At 45.4% G+C, this 18922-nt stretch carries 20 protein-coding genes; 11 read left to right on the top strand and 9 right to left on the bottom strand.

What is annotated here, in order from left to right; translation table 11 throughout:
• Positions 1 to 9: 9 nt before the first annotated feature.
• Together HDC91_RS14575 and HDC91_RS14570 are read right to left on the bottom strand one after the other, a co-directional pair.
• Positions 10 to 468, bottom strand: coding sequence for a DsrE family protein (locus HDC91_RS14575; protein WP_117392407.1), 459 nt, complete (start codon positions 466 to 468; stop codon positions 10 to 12).
• 10 nt (positions 469 to 478) lie between these two features.
• The gene (locus tag HDC91_RS14570) at positions 479 to 1585 is read right to left on the bottom strand and encodes a c-type cytochrome (protein WP_117392771.1); all 1107 of its coding nucleotides are present in this window, start codon (positions 1583 to 1585) and stop codon (positions 479 to 481) included.
• A gap of 145 nt (positions 1586 to 1730) precedes the next feature.
• On the opposite strand from HDC91_RS14570, the gene HDC91_RS14565 reads away from it, so the two are divergent.
• Entirely contained in the window at positions 1731 to 2183 is a 453-nt protein-coding gene (locus tag HDC91_RS14565; RefSeq protein WP_157541629.1) for a DUF305 domain-containing protein, read from the top strand.
• Between the two features lie 11 nt (positions 2184 to 2194).
• Here the strand turns inward: HDC91_RS14565 and HDC91_RS14560 are convergent, their stop codons facing one another.
• Positions 2195 to 2419: a hypothetical protein gene (locus tag HDC91_RS14560; protein ID WP_117392408.1), complete on the bottom strand. Its 225-nt coding sequence runs from the start codon at positions 2417 to 2419 to the stop codon at positions 2195 to 2197.
• Positions 2420 to 2464: 45 nt separating this feature from the next.
• A complete protein-coding gene (locus HDC91_RS14555) occupies positions 2465 to 2860 on the bottom strand; it encodes a YidH family protein (protein ID WP_117392409.1) in 396 nt (131 codons plus the stop codon).
• A 114-nt stretch (positions 2861 to 2974) separates the two neighbouring features.
• On the opposite strand from HDC91_RS14555, the gene HDC91_RS14550 reads away from it, so the two are divergent.
• The 3 genes from HDC91_RS14550 to HDC91_RS14540 all read left to right on the top strand — a co-directional run bounded on the left by HDC91_RS14550 (position 2975) and on the right by HDC91_RS14540 (position 6867).
• Positions 2975 to 4168 carry a sulfite oxidase gene (locus HDC91_RS14550; protein ID WP_199502030.1) on the top strand — a complete coding sequence of 398 codons (1194 nt, stop codon included), beginning with the start codon at positions 2975 to 2977 and terminating at the stop codon, positions 4166 to 4168.
• Positions 4169 to 4963: 795 nt separating this feature from the next.
• The gene (locus HDC91_RS14545; protein WP_183553388.1) at positions 4964 to 6499 is read left to right on the top strand and encodes an ATP-binding protein; all 1536 of its coding nucleotides are present in this window, start codon (positions 4964 to 4966) and stop codon (positions 6497 to 6499) included.
• Positions 6496 to 6867, top strand: a complete 372-nt coding sequence (locus HDC91_RS14540; RefSeq protein ID WP_183553387.1) for a PleD family two-component system response regulator — start codon at positions 6496 to 6498, stop codon at positions 6865 to 6867. Before HDC91_RS14545 ends, HDC91_RS14540 begins: the two co-directional genes overlap by 4 nt.
• A 107-nt stretch (positions 6868 to 6974) precedes the next feature.
• Here the strand turns inward: HDC91_RS14540 and HDC91_RS14535 are convergent, their stop codons facing one another.
• Positions 6975 to 8078, bottom strand: a complete 1104-nt coding sequence (locus HDC91_RS14535) for a hypothetical protein (RefSeq protein ID WP_183553385.1) — start codon at positions 8076 to 8078, stop codon at positions 6975 to 6977.
• A 57-nt stretch (positions 8079 to 8135) separates the two neighbouring features.
• Positions 8136 to 8261 carry a hypothetical protein gene (locus HDC91_RS20035; RefSeq protein ID WP_255476734.1) on the bottom strand — a complete coding sequence of 42 codons (126 nt, stop codon included), beginning with the start codon at positions 8259 to 8261 and terminating at the stop codon, positions 8136 to 8138.
• 151 nt (positions 8262 to 8412) lie between these two features.
• Between HDC91_RS20035 and HDC91_RS14530 the strand changes: the two genes are divergently transcribed.
• Positions 8413 to 8865, top strand: a complete 453-nt coding sequence (locus tag HDC91_RS14530; protein WP_162430400.1) for a pyridoxamine 5'-phosphate oxidase family protein — start codon at positions 8413 to 8415, stop codon at positions 8863 to 8865.
• Position 8866: 1 nt separating this feature from the next.
• Here HDC91_RS14530 and HDC91_RS14525 read toward each other — a convergent pair whose 3' ends face one another.
• Entirely contained in the window at positions 8867 to 9265 is a 399-nt protein-coding gene (locus HDC91_RS14525; protein WP_183553383.1) for a hypothetical protein, read from the bottom strand.
• 123 nt (positions 9266 to 9388) lie between these two features.
• Between HDC91_RS14525 and HDC91_RS14520 the strand changes: the two genes are divergently transcribed.
• From HDC91_RS14520 to HDC91_RS14510, 3 genes are read left to right on the top strand one after another with little or no spacing between them, the layout of a single operon-like run.
• The gene (locus HDC91_RS14520) at positions 9389 to 9646 is read left to right on the top strand and encodes a hypothetical protein (RefSeq protein ID WP_183553381.1); all 258 of its coding nucleotides are present in this window, start codon (positions 9389 to 9391) and stop codon (positions 9644 to 9646) included.
• Between the two features lie 17 nt (positions 9647 to 9663).
• Positions 9664 to 10077 (top strand): hypothetical protein, encoded by a 414-nt coding sequence (locus HDC91_RS14515; protein ID WP_183553380.1) that lies wholly within the window; start codon positions 9664 to 9666, stop codon positions 10075 to 10077.
• A 12-nt stretch (positions 10078 to 10089) separates the two neighbouring features.
• The gene (locus tag HDC91_RS14510) at positions 10090 to 10932 is read left to right on the top strand and encodes a universal stress protein (RefSeq protein WP_183553378.1); all 843 of its coding nucleotides are present in this window, start codon (positions 10090 to 10092) and stop codon (positions 10930 to 10932) included.
• Positions 10933 to 10985: 53 nt separating this feature from the next.
• Here the strand turns inward: HDC91_RS14510 and HDC91_RS14505 are convergent, their stop codons facing one another.
• Entirely contained in the window at positions 10986 to 12770 is a 1785-nt protein-coding gene (locus HDC91_RS14505) for a hypothetical protein (protein WP_183553376.1), read from the bottom strand.
• A 27-nt stretch (positions 12771 to 12797) separates the two neighbouring features.
• Entirely contained in the window at positions 12798 to 13766 is a 969-nt protein-coding gene (locus HDC91_RS14500) for a DUF542 domain-containing protein (protein WP_183553374.1), read from the bottom strand.
• Between the two features lie 212 nt (positions 13767 to 13978).
• Between HDC91_RS14500 and HDC91_RS14495 the strand changes: the two genes are divergently transcribed.
• The 3 genes from HDC91_RS14495 (at position 13979) to ccoN (ending at position 18738) form a co-directional block, all read left to right on the top strand.
• The gene (locus HDC91_RS14495) at positions 13979 to 16366 is read left to right on the top strand and encodes a heavy metal translocating P-type ATPase metal-binding domain-containing protein (RefSeq protein ID WP_183553372.1); all 2388 of its coding nucleotides are present in this window, start codon (positions 13979 to 13981) and stop codon (positions 16364 to 16366) included.
• Positions 16363 to 16524, top strand: a complete 162-nt coding sequence (ccoS, locus tag HDC91_RS14490) for a cbb3-type cytochrome oxidase assembly protein CcoS (RefSeq protein ID WP_183553370.1) — start codon at positions 16363 to 16365, stop codon at positions 16522 to 16524. The genes HDC91_RS14495 and ccoS overlap by 4 nt, the downstream gene beginning before the upstream one ends.
• 87 nt (positions 16525 to 16611) lie before the next feature.
• Positions 16612 to 18738 carry a cytochrome-c oxidase, cbb3-type subunit I gene (ccoN, locus tag HDC91_RS14485; RefSeq protein ID WP_183553368.1) on the top strand — a complete coding sequence of 709 codons (2127 nt, stop codon included), beginning with the start codon at positions 16612 to 16614 and terminating at the stop codon, positions 18736 to 18738.
• Positions 18739 to 18922 lie beyond the last annotated feature (184 nt).

Genomic DNA, 18922 nt, shown 5'->3' with positions numbered 1-18922 from the left:
GGATGCTTATTAGGGATGTACAGTAGCCCAGCCTTCGTATTGGCGGATGATGATCTCACCGTTGCCGCTCGGCACATAGGAGATGAATGGAAACAGGTCGGCTTTGTCAATTTTCCTTTCCTTGATCGTGTTATCGCACTGTGCCAGCACCACTCCCTTTGCCTGTAGGTCCTTTAAAGTTTGCTCATAGGCGCTACTTTTCATGTAAACAGCCACGCCGTCACCAAAAGCGATCAGTTCAACATGGAGTTTACCTTTTAGTCTTGGATCTTCCAGCGCGTTATTGATGTTCCTTAACGTCCCCTTGATCTTTTTATCATCGCCGGAATTGATGATGTAAAGCGCATCGTAATGCTTGAGCTTTGCGGTTGCGCCCGTAAAGGCGGCGGGATCGGTTTGTTGTGCTTTAACAGTTTTTGTGAAAGCGGTCAGCGCGAAGGCTGCTAAAATGATGATGTACTTTTTCATGGTTCTTATTTTATGATTTGATGATTGATGCTTGTTTTTGTGCGTCTTTGATGGGTTTGAACGGCCCGTATTTATGCTGCTTCTCGCTGAACTGGTCGGCGTAAGGCCCGAACGGGAAATCGATCGGTTTCTTTTTCAGGTCTTTCCAGTCATGTTGCTGATCCTTATGAGGGCGCGGCTGGGAGTTAACAAAGGCGCCAACGTTCCAGGCCTCTTCATCTGTTAATTGCGGACTATGATATGAAGCGCCATATGGCATATTGTTTTTCACAAAACCTGCAAAATTGGTCAGCCTGTACATGCCTGCGCCATCGTTATAGCTGTGCTTTCCCCATAACGGCGGATTGGCGTAGGTTTTTTTATCGGCGTTAAGCAGGCCCTCGCCATTAGCACCATGGCAGCTTTGGCATTTCATCATAAACACTTCCTTGCCCTTGGCCGGGTCTGCTGCCTGGTCCATGAATGCCAGCTTTTCTGTTGCATTTCCAAATAGTTTCTGACCTTTCTTTACGTCCTTGCCGATCCACTTCATGTAAGCCAACATGGCCTGGATCTCTTTACTGGATGGGTTAGGTACTTTACCGGCCAAACTACGCTCGAAGCATTCAGCGATGCGTTCTTCAGGCTGCTCCACCCTGCCACTCCTGTTGCTCAGTTTTGGATAACTAGCAATAAAGCTGGCATAATTATTACCGAAAAGGCGTGACCCGGCATCAAGGTGGCAGTTCTGACAATTCATCCCGTTAGTGATCTTCGCGATGCTGCCTTGAGGGCCAAAATATCTGGCGGTATGTGCTACAAGCTCCCTGCCATATTTGATCATCTCGCCATCTTTACCGGCAGGTATCGTATTATCATTTGGAGCTTTCCATGCATCAGCCGGAATAGGGCGTGGTGTCGTACCGGCAGAGGCTTCGGTAGATGGAATGGTAACTGGTTGGTCGGATCTGCCATTTATCTTCTGGGAATCCTTACCAGGTAAATGACCAGTTGGTACTATCAATGTCACGATCACCACTATTATACAAACCGCAAACAAAACACTTACGGTAATTAAGGCCTTTGATACTTTTACCAAGGCTTTGGTCACTTCTCTATTTTCGTCTTGCTGTTTCATTTTGTTTGTTGGTTGATACATCAAAAGTACAAGCGAAAAAGGCTGAAGTTATATCACAAAATTTGATGATTGATAACCTGTGGTTATGGTATCTTAACAAATGAACATTTTAGAAACAGTTGGGTTTTACCATAAAAGATCGATCATGAATAAAAAAGTCTATACACGTTTCCTGATCATGCTTGCGCTGTCATTCATGATCATGTATGCCGTTATGTATCTTAATGTGTATGAGTGGGATCATATTTATCTTAACCTGACCAGATTTTACATGACCTTACTGATGATCTGCCCGATGGCAGTTCTAATGTTGATGATGATGCGCAATATGTATACCGATCGAAAGAAGAATTTTTTGATCATGGTATTCAGTATTGTCATTTTCGGCACTGCCTTATGGGGCGTAAGACTTCAAATCGCTGTGGGCGATATCCAGTGGATGAAGGGCATGATACCGCATCACTCTATAGCGGTCCTGACCAGTAAAAACGCCGAACTCAAAGACCCGGAGGTGCGCAAACTGGCGGATAGTATTGTTAAGGCACAGCAGGCAGAGATCATACAAATGAAGAAGATGATCGAAAGGCTTGAGCGATAGTTCAGAAAGAATTACTTCTGATAATGGTCTTCAATAGCCTGCCCAATAATATTGGCGGACTCTTGCGAGATATCACCGTTAACAATACTCCATGAATTATCACCATTATTTATAAGTGTGATCGTTCCGCTATCTGTCTCCACGGCAAATGTTTCGTCCTGGTGCGTCACTTTATATTGCTGATCGGAACCGCCAGGTATCGTAGCGGATACCATAAATTCAGAATGTATTCCCATGTTTATTTAACCATAAAGCATAGAAATTGTTCCACAAGGAGTTTATCAGGTATTGGGTAAAAGATACCAAAGCAGCAACCCGCTGACCAGTACTATCGCAACGGTCAGCAAAAGCGATAAGGCGAACGAAGGAAAGTAGGTATTTCTAAGCAATTGTTTTTCAATACGTCGATACCTGAAATAACTTAACAAGGCCATCAGGGCACCGATAGCGACGAGTATGATCCCGATGGTCGCGGAAAAGCCCTTCCCTGGCAGAACGATCTTGTCAGTAATAACGAGGGATAATTGCTTGACGAACAAGCTGAATTTTACGACTACAAACCCAAAACCCATTAAAGCGATACTTGTCCTGATCCAGGCCAAAAAGGTGCGTTCATTGGCCAGATGATCACCGGGATTGATCTTTTCTTTGTTCGTGTTTGCGCTTGGTATTTCCATAAGATCTAAGCAATTGAAAAGCTGATTTGTTGGCAACCGGTCGAGATTGCCTGTTCAAACAAAATGCACTGCCGATCCTTAATTATTTAACACTCCAATCAAAATCGGTCAATTATGGATAAGGCGCAAAATAACGGAACGAACAATAACGGACGACGTGCTTTCCTGAAAGGGACAGTTCCCGTCATGGCAACCGCAATCATTCCGGGAATCGCTTCAGCGAGTAACGCAGATAAAGGATCTGAACCATCCTTCCCGGGCCTAATCATCAGGGAAAAGGAACCGGTCAATTTTGAATTCCCTTTTCCGATGCTTTCAGAAGCCATTACACCAAACAATCAGTTTTTTATACGCACTCATTTCCCAATCCCGAAGCTACAGGCGAAAGAGTGGAAAATGACGATCGGTGGGCATGTTAATAAAGAGATCACGCTCACCTATGATGAGTTACGTGCTTTGCCCGCAAAAAAAGTGATGGCGACATTGGAGTGCGCCGGAAATGGGCGCGCCAATTTGGCCCCAAAGGTAAAAGGCTTGTTGTGGGAACAGGGTGCCGTAGGGAATGCAGAATGGACAGGTGTGCCACTTGCTGTGTTACTTGAAAAGGCTGGGATAAAAGAGGGAGCAGTCGAGATCATCTTGGAAGGAGCAGATAAAGGTGAAGTTTCGGAAGAACCCAAGTCTCCCGGTGCTATCCACTTCGCCAGAAGTCTACCGCTTACTAAAGCGATGCAGGCGGAGGTGATCCTTGCCTATCAAATGAACGGAAAGGACCTTAGCCCTGAGCATGGGTACCCGGTAAGGGCGATCATCCCGGGCTGGTATGGTATGGCTTCAGTGAAATGGTTAACCAAGATATTAGCTGTAAATAAGCCGTTTGAAGGTTATTGGCAAACCCTGGAATATGCATATTGGAAACGCACTGATGAACAGCCGACACTGACGGCAGTTACCGAAGTACAGGTAAAAGCAGAGATCGCCAGACCAGCGCTAAGCGAAGTGATCCCTGCAGGTAAAATATACCGGGTGCATGGTGCGGCCTGGTGCGGCGAAAGCGAAATCGTAAAGGTAGAGCTTAGCTTCGATGAAGGTAAAACTTGGCAACCGGCAAAGTTATTAGGCAAGTCAGTTAGGTTTGCATGGCGGCTTTGGGAATACAACTGGGAGGTTCCGCTGGGACAACAGCGGCATAAGCTAATGTCGAGAGCAACCGATAGTAATGGAATTACACAGCCTATGCAGCATGATAAAGACCGAAGAACTTATATGGTAAACAAGATCGTAACGGTTGAAGTGGAAGCGCAATAGAATATTGCCAGGTAAATACCCAATGATCTTCTCTAAACATAAATAATTCCAATAAAAATTCCATTTATCTTATTCACCACAAACGCAAAGATAGCCCACCGCCGGGACAAAAAGTCAAGGCTATACAAGCGTGGCGCGGTTGTCCGCTTTCAGCGGTTGCGCCCCGGCCCTGACATTTTACCCGGCTAGCGCTTTTGGTTGCTTAAGTAATGAATAAAGAATGGTGAGTTCAATAGCATGGCCGCCAATCACACCAGCACTTAATGTCCCTATGTTTTAATCATGGTAACAATTGGCTACTATTTGCCGGTTTTTCTTATTTTTGTTAGTATCATTTGATATTGAATGCTATTGTCTTTGCTCAGAAAAAATTCGGGAGTACAGTAGTTGAAAATTGGTAAAATACTGAATAACAGCACATAAATGGACAGGGTTACGGAGCCGTCCATTCCGCTAAGAAAAAAGTTGGCAACAACTAAAAGCCTGTAAATTAATGTTTACAGGCTTTTTTGTTTCGAAAATATTGAGGAGATGACCTACTGTGTTGCCTATTTAATCTTTTCAAATTCCTGTTAAAGCCTATCAGCTAATTCTGGTTTAACAATTTTAACATCTTGCTGATGCGGACAAATGCTTGAGTTAAAGCTTTCGCTGGCCAAAAGTGTGAAGGCGATACCTGCTTACTATTTTAACAAACGGCGATGATTTGCAAAACCAACCGGTAGAAATCGTGTTACTAAAGCGAAATTATTCAGATGGTTGGCATATTTCAACCTATTTGCGGATATACTTAAAATGTTTACAGCCGATCAACTACCTCGCGACAATAATAATAATATCAGCCTTACGCTGATCAAAGCCGCCCTTGACGCCAGCGTATCGGGCATCATTATCACGGATAACCAATTGCCGGATAACCCAATCATTTATTGCAACTGGTCATTTGAGCGAATGACTGGCTACCGGCGCAATGACATTATTGGCCACAATTGCCGTTTTTTGCAAGCGGATGACCGTAATCAACCCGCGCGAGCTAAAATAAAGGAGGCTATAGCCAATGGCAGCAACATATTTGTAGAGATCAGAAATTACACCCGCACTGGACAATTGTTTTGGAACGAACTTTATGTTTCACCTGTGAAAAGCGAAGATGGAAAAGTTACCCATTTTATTGGTGTTCAACATAACGTCAGCCTGCGCAAAAAAGCGGAAGAGAACCTTGTGCAGGAAAAGGAACAACGCGAGCAGAGGATTAGAGAACGTACAGAAGCCCTGCATCATAGCCGGGAATATCTCGATAGTATCGTTCAAACGGTAAGGGAAAGCCTGCTGGTGCTCGACCCCCAATTAAAGGTTATCAGTGCCAACCAGCATTTTTTGAACACTTTTAAAGTCAGTGTCCTGGAAACGGAGAATAAGAACCTTTATCAACTGGGGAATGGGCAATGGAATATACCAAAACTTAAGGAGTTGCTCGAAAAGATACTTCCTACAAATAACCCGGTGTTAGACTTCGAGGTGGAGCATGATTTTCCGCATATAGGTAAAAAACTTATGCTGCTTAACGCCAATCGCGTTGAACTTGAAGGAGAATATAAAGACCGTATTCTGTTGGCTATCGAAGATATAACGGAGCGCCGGGCGATTGAACAGCGAAAGGATGATTTCCTTTCGGTAGCCAGCCACGAACTAAAAACACCATTGACCACTATTAAAGGTTACATCCAGATAATAGAGCGGTTGCTTCCTCCCGAGTCAGGTGAAAAACTGAAAGATATTGTTAAAAAAACCGCTAAACACACCGAAAAGCTAAATAATTTGATTGAGGAGCTGCTGGAAGTTTCAAGAATTCAAACCGGGAATATCACGCTAAACGAGGAAGAGTTTGATTTTGACAAGATGGTTGCCGAAACAGTAGACAGTTTGCAGGCTGCATCTGCCAAACACCATATCATAGTTTCAGGGCATACGCAGATAAAACTCATAGGCGATGAATCGCAACTGAGCCAGGTGGTTAGTAATTTTTTATCAAACGCGATCAAATATTCGCCCGACGCAGATAAAGTGGAAGTACACCTGGCGGTGTTAAACGGATACATCAAATTATCTGTTAAAGATTACGGCCTGGGCATTAACGCTGCCGACCAAAAAAGAATATACGAGCGTTTCTTCCGGTCAACCGAAACGCAGAAAAAATACCCTGGAATGGGTATCGGTCTATATATCTGCGAACAGATCATTAAAAATCACGGCGGAAGCCTTTGGGTGGATAGTGAATACGGGCAGGGCTCTACCTTTAGTTTTACCTTGCCGATAAAACAATTACCATGAAAAAAAAGATACTGATCTGTGATGATGACCAGGGCATCCTGGAAATGCTTGAAATTGTGTTTAATGAAGACAAGTATGAAGTACTTACAGAAGGTAATAGCCTCAGGGTATTTGAATGCATCAAAAACTTCCGGCCTGATCTGCTGATTCTGGACCTGTGGATGCCAGTGTTGTCAGGAGATCAGATCACCCAAAAAATAAAAAGTCAACCTGATGACGCACATATGCCGGTGTTGATTATGTCTGCAAGCAGGGATGGCGGAGAGATAGCGAAGAATGCCGGCGCCAATGCCTATATAGCCAAGCCTTTTAATGTAAATGAATTTGTAGACCTGGTGGATAAGCTGAACAGCGAAGCAATTACCTAAGGCGCGACATGGCATTGGAATGAATTATTTACGAGCCGATGGCTGGCCTGTCTGGCGGAGGCCGCGTAACCGGCTGGTGTTTGTTACATCTCTGGTATTTATAAACATCATTGTGGGTAATAATTTATCAGCGCGATATGATCGTATTGTATCAGTCGCCCGTTGTCGATAAATTCAACTTCGCCGCCGCTCAGCAGTATCTTCTCAATGACATCGTCTACCGCGTCGCGAATAAAGGTAAAATGATTATAGGGCTCATTAGCTGGCTCAATAATGTCCGGCTGCGGTCCATGCTGAGCGGCAAAGCGAAAGTTTTTTTCCACAACAAGCAACTTTCCGTGGCCGTTTTGAACTGCTTGCCACACTTGCAAGATACCTGTTGTTAGCCGGTGTTGCCCGGCGGCTTCGTCCAAAAGTTTTAAAATCTCCTGTTGGTTGTTTTCCTGCCACGAGGTTATAAATGGTTTTATAAGCTTGGTCAACGCGGTTGTGGCGAGTTTTTCGTAGTTGCCTTCAACATATCCTATAGTCTTGTAGCTGCCTTTGCTGATTTTCTTAAATTGGCCCAGGGTCTTTTTGGTCCCGATGAGCAAAACCGGTAAGCGGTATTGCTGCAGCAATTCATCCAGGGCCTCGTCCACATGAAGCAGAAACTTGTTCAAAACGCTTTGTTTGTGTTCCGTCATGTCCGTAAAGTTCCTTACTCGTTCAGGTGTATCCGCTATAAAGGAATCGACTGTCGCCGGTATATTAGTGTGAAGTGGGTGTATGGAAATACGGTCGCCTGTAAAAACCTTACTTCCGCGGCCGCTAAGCATCACAACAATAAAGTTTATGTTCTGCCTGGCGTTATAGAGCAAATCTCTTATTTCAAAGGAATCGTCTAAAATGATTTTTTCAGTTACAGGAAAATCAAGATAGCATACCTTTTTAAACAGTGGCGACACAAACAAGGCCATACCCCTGCTGTTTGCCGGAATATCTAATTCATCGATTAGTGAATGAAGTTTTTGCATGATCAGGTCGCAGTATTCTTCAGGATAAAATTCTTTCAATGCCTGCTCTGCTTTGTCAGCGGTAATCTTCAGAGTGTGGGCAGCTTCTGTTTTTAAGCTCACGTCGGTATCGACCGGCAATATGATAGATAACGCCGGCCGATAATGTGGAACTTCCATAATTTCACGGAGTTCGGGATCAACGGCTGTTTTCATAGTATTCTTTTAAACGTAAATTTAACCCGGTGGCGGCGTGTCCATCAATGACGGTGGTCAGTGTACCTGGTGCTGGTTATCAATTTGTATCGCAGCCCGGTTAATACTAACGCTTAAGCTGTAAACGTAAGGCGGTACGGTAAACAAGTCGCCGGTGCATACCGGCACCTTAAGAATCGGCACCTTGAGGGATCTATCAGCAGGTTTGTTGGTCCGCTTTCTCCGGTACACCAATTTAAAAAGTGACCAGCATCACGAAAAGGAGTAATTCATGGTCATTAACGGTATGAGAGAACGGTGGTAATTTTACCAACGAAATTTAACGATCTATATCATGTTAGGAAAACTTAATGATGCGGAAATTGAACACTTGCTAAAGGAACAAGTAGTTGGCAGGGTGGCTTGCCAGAGTAAAGGCGAGATATACCTGGTACCTATTAATTATGTTTATCGCGACGGGTACATTTACGGGCATTCCGGCGAAGGCAAAAAGATCAGGATGATGCGTGATAACCCGCATGTTTGTTTCGAGATCGATGATATTCAAAATGTATTTCAATGGAAAAGTGTGATTGCAAAAGGGGTTTATGAAGAGATAACTGATGTGGATGAAAAACAGCAGGCTATGCAAGGTATCATCCACAGGATCATGCCCCTGGTGACCAAACCGGAAGGGCATCCCTCACATGGCATTACAGAAAAGGACAGCGACGTAGGCACCCTGGTGGAGTTGGTGGTTTACCGGATCAGGCTGGAAGAAATAACCGGGCGTTTCGAAAAAAGTTAGCTTATTTACGATGTTCTTTTTGCCCGGCGGTAATGGATGGCATATCAACAGCGGCGCATTCGGCAATAAGATCGGCAAGCACTTTAAACGGTAAGGGACCTTTACCAACAAAGTTAATGCATCCCTTTTGAACCTTTACGCCGGTTAGTAAGGCGAGATACTTGTCTTTGAACCGGGTATTGCAATAAATTGGCATACAATGTAGTGTAAGCTGCTTGTTTTCGCCAGCCAGCGCATATTTGAAAGTTTCGCCCTGGTCATACCGGATCATTATTTTGCCCATCATAGGCGATAGTTTAGCTTTTACGCTGTGGTCATTACTTAAGATCAGGCTGTGCAGCGCAAGTACGGCGGCCTGGCGTTCTTCCGGCAATGTCTGTATGTATTCATTAACTTCCATGAGCATATAAATTTAACTTTTTCTTCCCAATATTTCGGCGGCCCCTAATCAACTTATTTAGTGCCGAAGATCATTTTTTGGTCAAAGCGTTCCTGGTAACTTTAATTTATTAATCCTTAAAGCATGGTGGCATTGCGCTTCAATTTTGGACATCCTTTTGATGGTAAAGTTTTCCTGCGAAAAATAGGATGCGCGCAGCCATGGTGCCAGTCGATACCTTACAATAGCGATGGCGAACATGATTTTGATGTTGCTTTGCCGGTTGCGGGCGATGGTACCTACCAGGTGATTCTTAACTGGGAGTTTGAGGGCCGCTCATTCTCCCATGAATCAACCATCACAATAAAAGATGGTGAAAAGCTGGAAGAACTAACTTATTGATACATAATATTAAAAATATGATCCCATCATTATCTGATAACGAGCTGGAGGCGGAACTTCAAGATATCCATTTGCAAGCCACACACTGGCTGCAAGATATTGCGTTCCTGGAAACAGAAACACATTTTTTTCGTGATATCATCAATCGCTACACATCACCTTCCGTAAACGGCAGCCGGAATGCGGAATTTAAGGCTAAGATTGAGGCTCAGTATCAGCGGCTGGAGTTGCTAAGGGCCAAGATCCCGGGTTTCCTGGCGTTTTTAGAACCATTTATCGGCGACCTGAAGAAACCCATGGACCTGGATTTTCTTACCCGGTATAATACCCTTCGCCTGGAACTGACCGATCTTTTCGACAGCTACCGTGCAACCAAAAGCGAATTATTTCAGTATACGGAGTCTCTTGCGGGCCGTAAAATACAGGCCTAACCCTTATATATTATGAAAACTATTGCGGTATTAACTGATTGCTCTACCGACTCGGCGCACGCAACCCGGGTAGCCTTCCATATGGCCAGAAAAATGAAAGCCAACTTGCTTTTGTTTAGTTTTTGCGGTAACGTGATACCAACCCCTATAAATGTTGCAGCCCAGGATAGCGAACCGGAACCCGAATCGCGCCTGGCAATATTCGGGCGCAGTATGGCCCGGGAACATGCCGGTCGCAGCTTTCCGGGGGCATACCAGCCCAAAGTTAGCCTTGATGAACAGAATACAGATATAGTAGATATCATGACCGCCCTGCTGGATCGCGAAGATATCTGCATGATTGTTACCGGTACGGCGGGAACCGCCGACCCCGTGCCCTTCCTGCTTGGCGATATGTGTAAACGGATCATCGACTGGGCCGCCGTTCCGGTAATGGTGGTGCCGCCCACAGCACAGTTGCGTAATTTTGAAAAGATCGCGTTTGCCACCCATCTGCATGAAGAAGACATCAACTCTATTCGACACCTTGGCCACCTGATGGACAGCTATGTGGCAGAGTTGATGATCGCTCACTTAAACTGCGACCCGTTGAACGCGGCAGTAAGGCAGGCCGAGGAAGCGCTTAACCGCGATCTTTATAAAAAACTCAACTGCGGCGGCGTATACTTCAGGAGCATTCCGGATACCTCTACAGTGAAAGATTGGGCCTGGCTAAGCGCCAATAAAAAAACCGATCTTCTGGTAGTTGTACAAACGCCACATGAACAGTTTGGCCGGTTCTTTAAAAGAGGGCAAAATGAGTCGGTAAGCTATCATTTAAACTTACCAGTTATGGTGATGCCTAAGTTACCCTAACGGTAATCAATAAAAGAAAGGCGGCATGGAATCCATACCGCCTTTCTTTTTGATCAGATTTTGATCATCGCAAGCCGGGCTGCTGAGCTGGTCAGTTCTTCAACCCAATCTTGAATAAGCTGTGGCGCCTGATTGGCCGATTCGGCGAAAAGAGTTTGGTAATAAGCTATGCCTTCGTGCAATTGCGATTTGAAATTCGTCAACTGCTTTTTCTTCTTTTCGCTTACCTGCCTTAATTGCGATACAAGATCGCGTTGCAGATAGTCAATGTAAAGGTTAAGTTCTTTGACGAACATGTGGGGCCGTTTTACCTTCTCCAAAATGTCCGTAACACCATAAATATGCCCAACCATTTCGTCGAGGCTATAACTTCTGGAAAAATAAGCCAGGTTAGGACCCGGGCAAATGGCCACTGCTTTATTTTCACGCGGTTTTAACATATCGTACTTTATGTATGTTGAAGCACATAAACCTTCACACAAGCATATTTTCTCTACCACCGTTTGGCGGGCCTGTTGGTATTCATCTTCAGGCAGGCCGGCAACTGCCAACTCTTTCAGCTTAAGGTGCTGGTATTCACGCGATGCAGTACATATAGGTTTTGCGGTGAATTCAGTATTGGTGCATAAGTATTTTTTTGTGCAGGGGCTGCCCGGACGATCTTTTTCCAACCGTTTTAAACGAAGTGATTCTGCGGTGCTTTTTTTAAAGTTATTGAACAATATTCCTAAAGGCGACGCGCCGCTAAGGTAATAATCGGCTTCCGTGGCAGTCTCAAGCGAGTGAAGCGTTTCCTGATCAACGTTCGTAACTTCGGGTACCAGCAAAAACGGACTGCCCCAACCGGTGGTATCTACCTCATAGTGCTCCAGCAGGAAGGCATTTTCTGAAGCTGTGCCAATGCCGCCCTGGACACTTAATTTCTGGTTAGGTGGGCAGGCGGGGTAGGCGTAACCTTTTTCAGGCAGGGCTGCCTGGTAAATAGCGAACAACTCATGGACCATTACCTGCCGTTTCTGTTTAAACTCTTCCAGGATCGGCCCCAGCAGGAACCCCTCCGTTGCAAAAGCGTGGCCGCCACAGTTCAAACCAGATTCGAGCCGGAACTCAGAAACCCACAAGCCTTTTTTAGCCAGGAATTTTGCTTGTATGAACGCTGAGCGAAAATCGCTCACTTTGAGGATGATCTTTTTATTGAGAACACCGTTTGCAGAGGGGTAAAAATCTGCGAAGGATTCGAGGTAGCTGTATAGGCGTGGGTTCATGCCGGCAGACAGGATCAACGATGAGCGTAACCGGCTGTTAGCAAAGCCACGTAACGCGGCCAGTGCGTCGGTGTTTTGGTCACCGGTGAATTCGCCCGTTACGGCATAATTCATCTTGTCGACTTTCGACATGATATTGACGTCGATTGCACCGACAACCATTTCGCTTTTTAACCATTTTTGAAAATGTTGTTTCTGACTTCCTTCCGGAAAATCGCACATCAGATCGTAGCCCTGTTTCAGGCGGCTGTGCTCGGGCAATAACTCAAAATAGCGGCTCAGGTCATTCCCCGGTTCAAATTGCAGTGCCCTAAGTGTTTTAAATTGTTTTTCTACCAGCCCGGCAACCAGGTCCAGGTATTGTGTAATTCGCCTTGCGCGGGCATCCGTATCACCTTTAGCAATTGCCGTGTAAGGTTCTCCATTTAATTTCGCGTGATATTGGCGCATGCGTTCGATCAGTTCATCGTCAACAATGGATATGGTGGAGGCAATACCATATCGGGCAACCTTTAAAGGTGTATCTATGGAATAACCGAGTCCTAAAACCGGTATGTGGAATGTGTGGCTCATAGTAAAGGCTTATTGTTATTTTAATAGTTAAGGCTTTATGTCGGTTCGACGATAGTTTGGTTGTGATTGGAGCACTTTAGGAAACAAAATGTTGTTTTTCAGGTGCAAATGCAGTAAAGCATCCGCTTCATAATCGGCCAGGAGCCTATAAAGAATCTTGCATGTTCCTAATGCATAAGCCGGGGCGGTGTAATTGTCCGTCAGGGCGCGGATTTGCCGCAGGTGGCCAATGATATCGATGCTTTGCACTTTTAAAACGGAAATAAGTTGCGTGACACTTGAATTATCGTTTATATCGCCCGGCCTTTGCAAAAGCGTATGTCCGGGAAGTTGATGGATATACGGGAAAAGCAGCTGCTCCTCTCTGCTGATCTGGGCCTCAAATATTTTCCCGGTCAAGGCAAAAATTTGTGCAACTTTGTTTATCTGTGGGTAGCGATCACTGTTTGATGCCCCCACTTTGAAAGCCATATCGGCAATAAAGGAGCTTTGTGTGCGCACAAAGGTGTGATGGATCTGGCCGATATAATTAGTCAATAGAGAAAGGCTCCAGCTTTGATAATCTATACCTTCTTCGGCCGGACATTGATCGATAGCTTCCCACTGCTTTAAAATTTCGTTTATCGCAGCAGTATCTCCGTTAAGCGCTTCTGAAAGGGTCCTGTCGCCGCTGCAGCAAAAATCGATATCATGCGCGAAAAGCTCGCGCGATTTTCGATAATCACGCGCAACGATAGCGCCTATAGTTTCCTCATCATCTTTTAATAATCGTTTTACTATCCTTGCCGTCCACTGGGTCGGACCTTGTTCCAGCGGTTCCCACTCAAAATCAAGGCCGCGTGATGCTGATAACAGGCCATAATAAGCCTCTGAGCTTTCATCGTTGGCGAGCACAAAGCCTTGTCCGGGTTTTAACGCATCAAACTTTTCTATAAAGGCCTCATTTTTAAAACTGGGTGCAACAGCACTGATATCTAACATCTCCGTAAAATCCATTTAAGAATCTTCCAAAGGTAATGCGCTTGTAATACCCAATAAATGACCACCGTCATAATCGCTATATCCCGCGCTATTTTTTCCTCTGACCGTTTTTACAGATATGGTAAACAGTACGGAATTTCTCAAAAAAATGACCGGCATCATTTTTTTCGGGCCTGGTGGTCATTCCGGCGCCTGGGCGAATCCTCGATTTTTGAAGAAAAAAAGAAATGGCCGAAACCCATACGCTGGTCAACACCCTTTGTTACCATTGTGGTGATGAATGTCAGACCACCGCATATCAAAAAGATGACCGACAATTTTGCTGTCAAGGCTGCCAAAGCGTGTACACCATACTTTCAGGGGCCGGTATGTGCAGTTATTATCATTACAACGACCACCCGGGAACAACCCGGACACGTGTGGACAAGCGTTTTGATTACCTGAGTAACCCGGAAGTTATGGCCGAGCTATTGGACTATGCTGATGAACGTCAGCAGGCTATTACACTATACATTCCACAAATTCACTGCAGTTCCTGCTTATGGTTGCTTGAACAATTGAACCGCTTTAACCCGGCCATTCATTACTCGCGGGTAGATTTTTTAAAAAAGCAACTGATCGTTCGTTATGACGCGGAAAAATTTACGCTGCAACAATTAGTGGAGCTGTTGAACGATATCGGCTATGAACCGCTGATCAGTTTACAGGATATAATCAAAAAGCAAAATAAAGCGTCGAAAGGGAATCTGGTTCAAAAGATAGCGGTGGCCGGTTTTTGTTTTGGCAATGTGATGCTGCTCAGTTTTCCGGAATATTTCGGCTTGTCTGCATTTGAACAATCGTTCAAGTATTTTTTTGGCTGGCTAAATGTGCTGTTCAGTTTGCCGGTAGTGTTTTACAGCGGGAGGGGCTATTTTGTTTCGGCCTGGCACAACCTAAAAAACAAGGTCCTAAATATCGACTTTCCGTTAGCTTTGGGCATTGCCGTATTGTTTTTACGAACCGTTGTTGAAGTGTCAACAAATAGCGGGGCTGGTTTTGCAGATACACTATGCGGCCTGGTATTCTTCCTGCTGGTAGGTAAATTTGTACAACAAAAAACATATCATCATATCTCTTTTGAGCGGGACTATCGTTCATTCTTTCCGGTTGCGGTGCAGGTGATTGCAGAAGGAAGGGAAAAAGCCTTGCCGCTGTCAGCAATCCAAACCGGTCACCGAATAGTGATCCGCCATAACGAGATCATTCCGGCTGATGCTATTCTGCTAAAAGGAGAGGCACTGATCGACTTCAGTTTTGTGACCGGTGAAGCGGTACCTGTTAACAAAACCCTGGGCGAGATCATCTATGCCGGCGGCAGGCAAACAGGAGAGGCTATCGAGCTTGAAGTAGTAAAGGCCGTCTCTCAAAGTTATCTGACCCAACTTTGGAACAATGAGGTTTTTACCAGGAAGCAAGACAACCGGATGAAAACCTTTAGCGACAGGGTCAGTAAGTATTTTACCATTGTACTCATCGCTGTTGCGATGATATCGTTAGTGGCCTGGCTACCTTTTGACTACAGGCGGGGGATAGATGCTTTTACAGCAGTACTAATTGTTGCTTGCCCATGTGCGCTGGCCTTAAGTACACCATTCACCATGGCCGCCGCTTTAAGTATTTTCGACAGGAATTTATTTTATCTAAAAAACACGGCAGTTGTGGAGCAGTTGGCCCGGATCGACACCCTGGTGATGGACAAAACAGGTACCATCACCACCGGCAGCAAAAGCATAGAACTTAATGGAACGTTAGATCCGAAGCACCGGCGGCTGATATACAGTGCTTGCGCTAATTCTATCCATCCCCTTAGCCGGATGATCTGCCAATACTTTGGTTACCCGGAAAAAGGGAACGTTACCGATTATTGTGAGATCGCGGGGGAGGGCATCCGGGCGACGGTAGACGGTCACCGGTTACTGGTGGGCAGCAGTAAATTGATTTTCGGGCAATCGCAGGGTGAACATTTGACAACCCGCGTCCATCTGATGGTAGACGGGCAGTACTTGGGATATTTTGGCTTTTACCATCAATACCGGGAAGGGCTGAAGCAGGTTGCTGAACTGGCCGATTCTTATACGCTTTATCTCCTGTCGGGAGATCAGGACCAGGAACGGAGCGAACTGCTGGCTTATTTTTTGGATAATGAACACTTGTTCTTTGCTCAGTCACCTCAACAGAAATTAGACCGTATTGAAATTTTACAGCAACAAGGCCGGCAGGTGATGATGCTTGGCGACGGCCTGAATGATTCGGGCGCGCTGATGCAAAGTGAGCTTGGCGTAGCCGTTACCGACGATGTGAATAATTTCTCTCCGGGAAGCGATGCCATCCTGGATGGGCGTTCTTTTGCTAAAATACCGGCGTTTCTGCGCTTCTCAAAAGACGCTGTAAATATTATACATTGTTCTTTCCTTATATCACTCACCTATAATCTGGTGGGCCTTAGCTACGCGGTTTCGGGAAACCTTTCGCCATTGGTAGCGGCGGTATTGATGCCGTTAAGCACCGCAACAATTATTTCTTTTACAACGCTGGCGACGCATTTTATGGCAAAAAGGAGAAATTTATTATGAATATCATCTACCTGCTTATTGGTTGTAGCGTATTGCTGGCGCTGATCTTCCTTGCCGCCTTCTTCTGGGCACAACGCAGCGGTCAGCATGACGACCTGTATACGCCATCCATACGGATACTGCTGGACGACGAAAATGAACCGGGAAATAAAAAATGATGTCCATCACTAACTACGTCGATCAACATCATTCGGCAACCTTTTTTAGCAGCTTAGTTTTACACCCATTAAACGTAATACATTTTTATGCAGCCTGAGAAATTTTACTACGACAACAAGATCGTCCGCAATTTCGGTATCGCTACCGTAGTTTGGGGCATCATCGGAATGACCGTTGGCCTTATCGCGGCCATCCAATTGTATCAGCCAGGTGCAAACCTGCACAACCAGTTTACCACCTTTGGGCGTATCCGCCCATTGCATACCAACGCTGTGATCTTCGCATTTGTGGGTAATGCAATATTTATGGGTGTTTATTATTCTTTACAGCGGCTGCTTAAAGCGCGTATGTTCAGCGACTTGCTTAGCAACATCCATTTCTGGGGCTGGCAGCTCATTATCCTGTCGGCAGTTATTACCTTGCCTTTGGGCTTGACCACCTCTCATGAATACGCCGAGCTTGAATGGCCGATAGATATTGCCATCACTATTATTTGGGTAGTATTCGGCTGGAATATGTTCGGAACGATCATTAAACGCCGGGAACGTCATTTATATGTAGCGATCTGGTTCTATATCGCCACGTTTGTTACCATAGCGGTGTTACACATTGTCAATTCGTTTGAGTTACCTGTTTCTGCATTTAAAAGTTACATGGTCTATGCCGGCGTACAGGATGCCCTTGTACAATGGTGGTATGGGCACAATGCAGTTGCATTTTTTCTCACTACGCCTTATTTAGGCATGATGTATTACTTCCTGCCTAAAATGGCCAACCGTCCGATATATTCCTATAAGTTGAGTATCCTGCACTTTTGGGCACTGATCTTTATTTACATCTGGGCAGGGCCACACCATTTATTATACACCACCCTGCCGGGTTGGGCGCAATCATTAGGCGTCGTTTTTTCAATAATGCTGATAGCGCCTAGTTGGGGCGGTATGATCAATGGCCTGCTAACCTTGCGCGGCGCCTGGGACAAAGTGCGCGATGACGTGATCCTGAAATTTATGGTAGTTGGCCTAACCGCTTATGGTATGGCAACCTTTGAAGGGCCGATGCTGTCGTTGAAACAGATCAACAGTATTGCCCACTTCAGCGATTGGATAGTAGCTCATGTGCACGTAGGCGCTCTTGGCTGGAACGGCTTCCTTACTTTTGCCATACTTTACTGGCTAATACCGCGCATTTATAAAACAGAGCTATACTCGAAAAAGCTGGCCTCGTTTCACTTTTGGATAGGCACGTTAGGCATCATTTTTTACGCAGTGCCAATGTATTGGGCCGGATTTACCCAAAGCCTGATGCTCAAAGAGTTCACGGCGGAAGGGATGTTAAAGTACCCCAACTTTTTAGAAACCACCTTAAGGATCATCCCCATGCATGTGATGAGATCGATAGGCGGGGGCATTTACCTGCTGGGGGTAATTGTAATGGCCTATAACCTGATCAAGACCGCGAAACAGGGTAGCCTGGTGGCTAACGAAGCCGCCCAGGCAATGCCGCTGGAGCCGGCACATAGCGTTGCCCAAGAAACAGCCTGGCACCGTCGACTTGAGCGCAGGCCCATACAGTTTATGATCTTGTCGCTAATTGTGATCTTAATCGGTTCGGTGATCGAGCTAATGCCAACCCTAACCATATCATCTAACATACCCACGATCGCAAGCGTAAAACCATATACGCCGCTTGAATTGCAGGGGCGTGACATTTACATCAGGGAAGGGTGCTCTAGCTGCCATTCGCAAACCGTTAGACCGTTCCGGTCTGAAACGGAACGCTATGGCGAATATAGCAAAGCAGGCGAATTTGTTTACGACCACCCTTTCCTTTGGGGCTCCAAACGGACCGGACCAGACCTGGCCCGCGAAGGCGGCAAGTATGGTGATGCTTGGCACTATAATCACCTGATGGATCCGCGATTGATGTCGCCCGGCAGTATCATGCCCGAATACGGTTGGCTACTTACCCAAAAGCTGGATACAGCAACAACAGCCGCTAAGATACGCGCAATGCAAACCTTAGGGGTACCGTACCCGAAGGGTTATGAAAAGGTAGCCAACGCAGATCTGGAAAAGCAGGCGAAGGAGATCGCTGATAATTTAAATACCGACCATATTAAAGTTAAAAAAGATAAAGAAATCATTGCGATCATCGCGTACCTGCAAAGGCTGGGCACCGATATTAAAGTCAGTAAAACCGAAAAAAAATAAATAACGTCATGTTTAAACAATTCACCGAAAATGTCTCTGGTCATCAGGTTTATTTGCTTTCTTCATTAGGCATTTTCCTGGTTTTTTTCATCCTAGTAACTGTATTGCTGATACGTATGCGAAAAGCGCATATCCAACACATGAGTGACCTTCCATTGCACGACGGCGATGAAATTCAACCCTC

The organism is Mucilaginibacter sp. AK015 (assembly GCF_014200785.1).
GTDB lineage: Bacteria > Bacteroidota > Bacteroidia > Sphingobacteriales > Sphingobacteriaceae > Mucilaginibacter.
The sequence above is the reverse complement of the archived record's forward strand: the minus strand, read 5'-3'. Positions and strand labels throughout refer to the sequence as shown.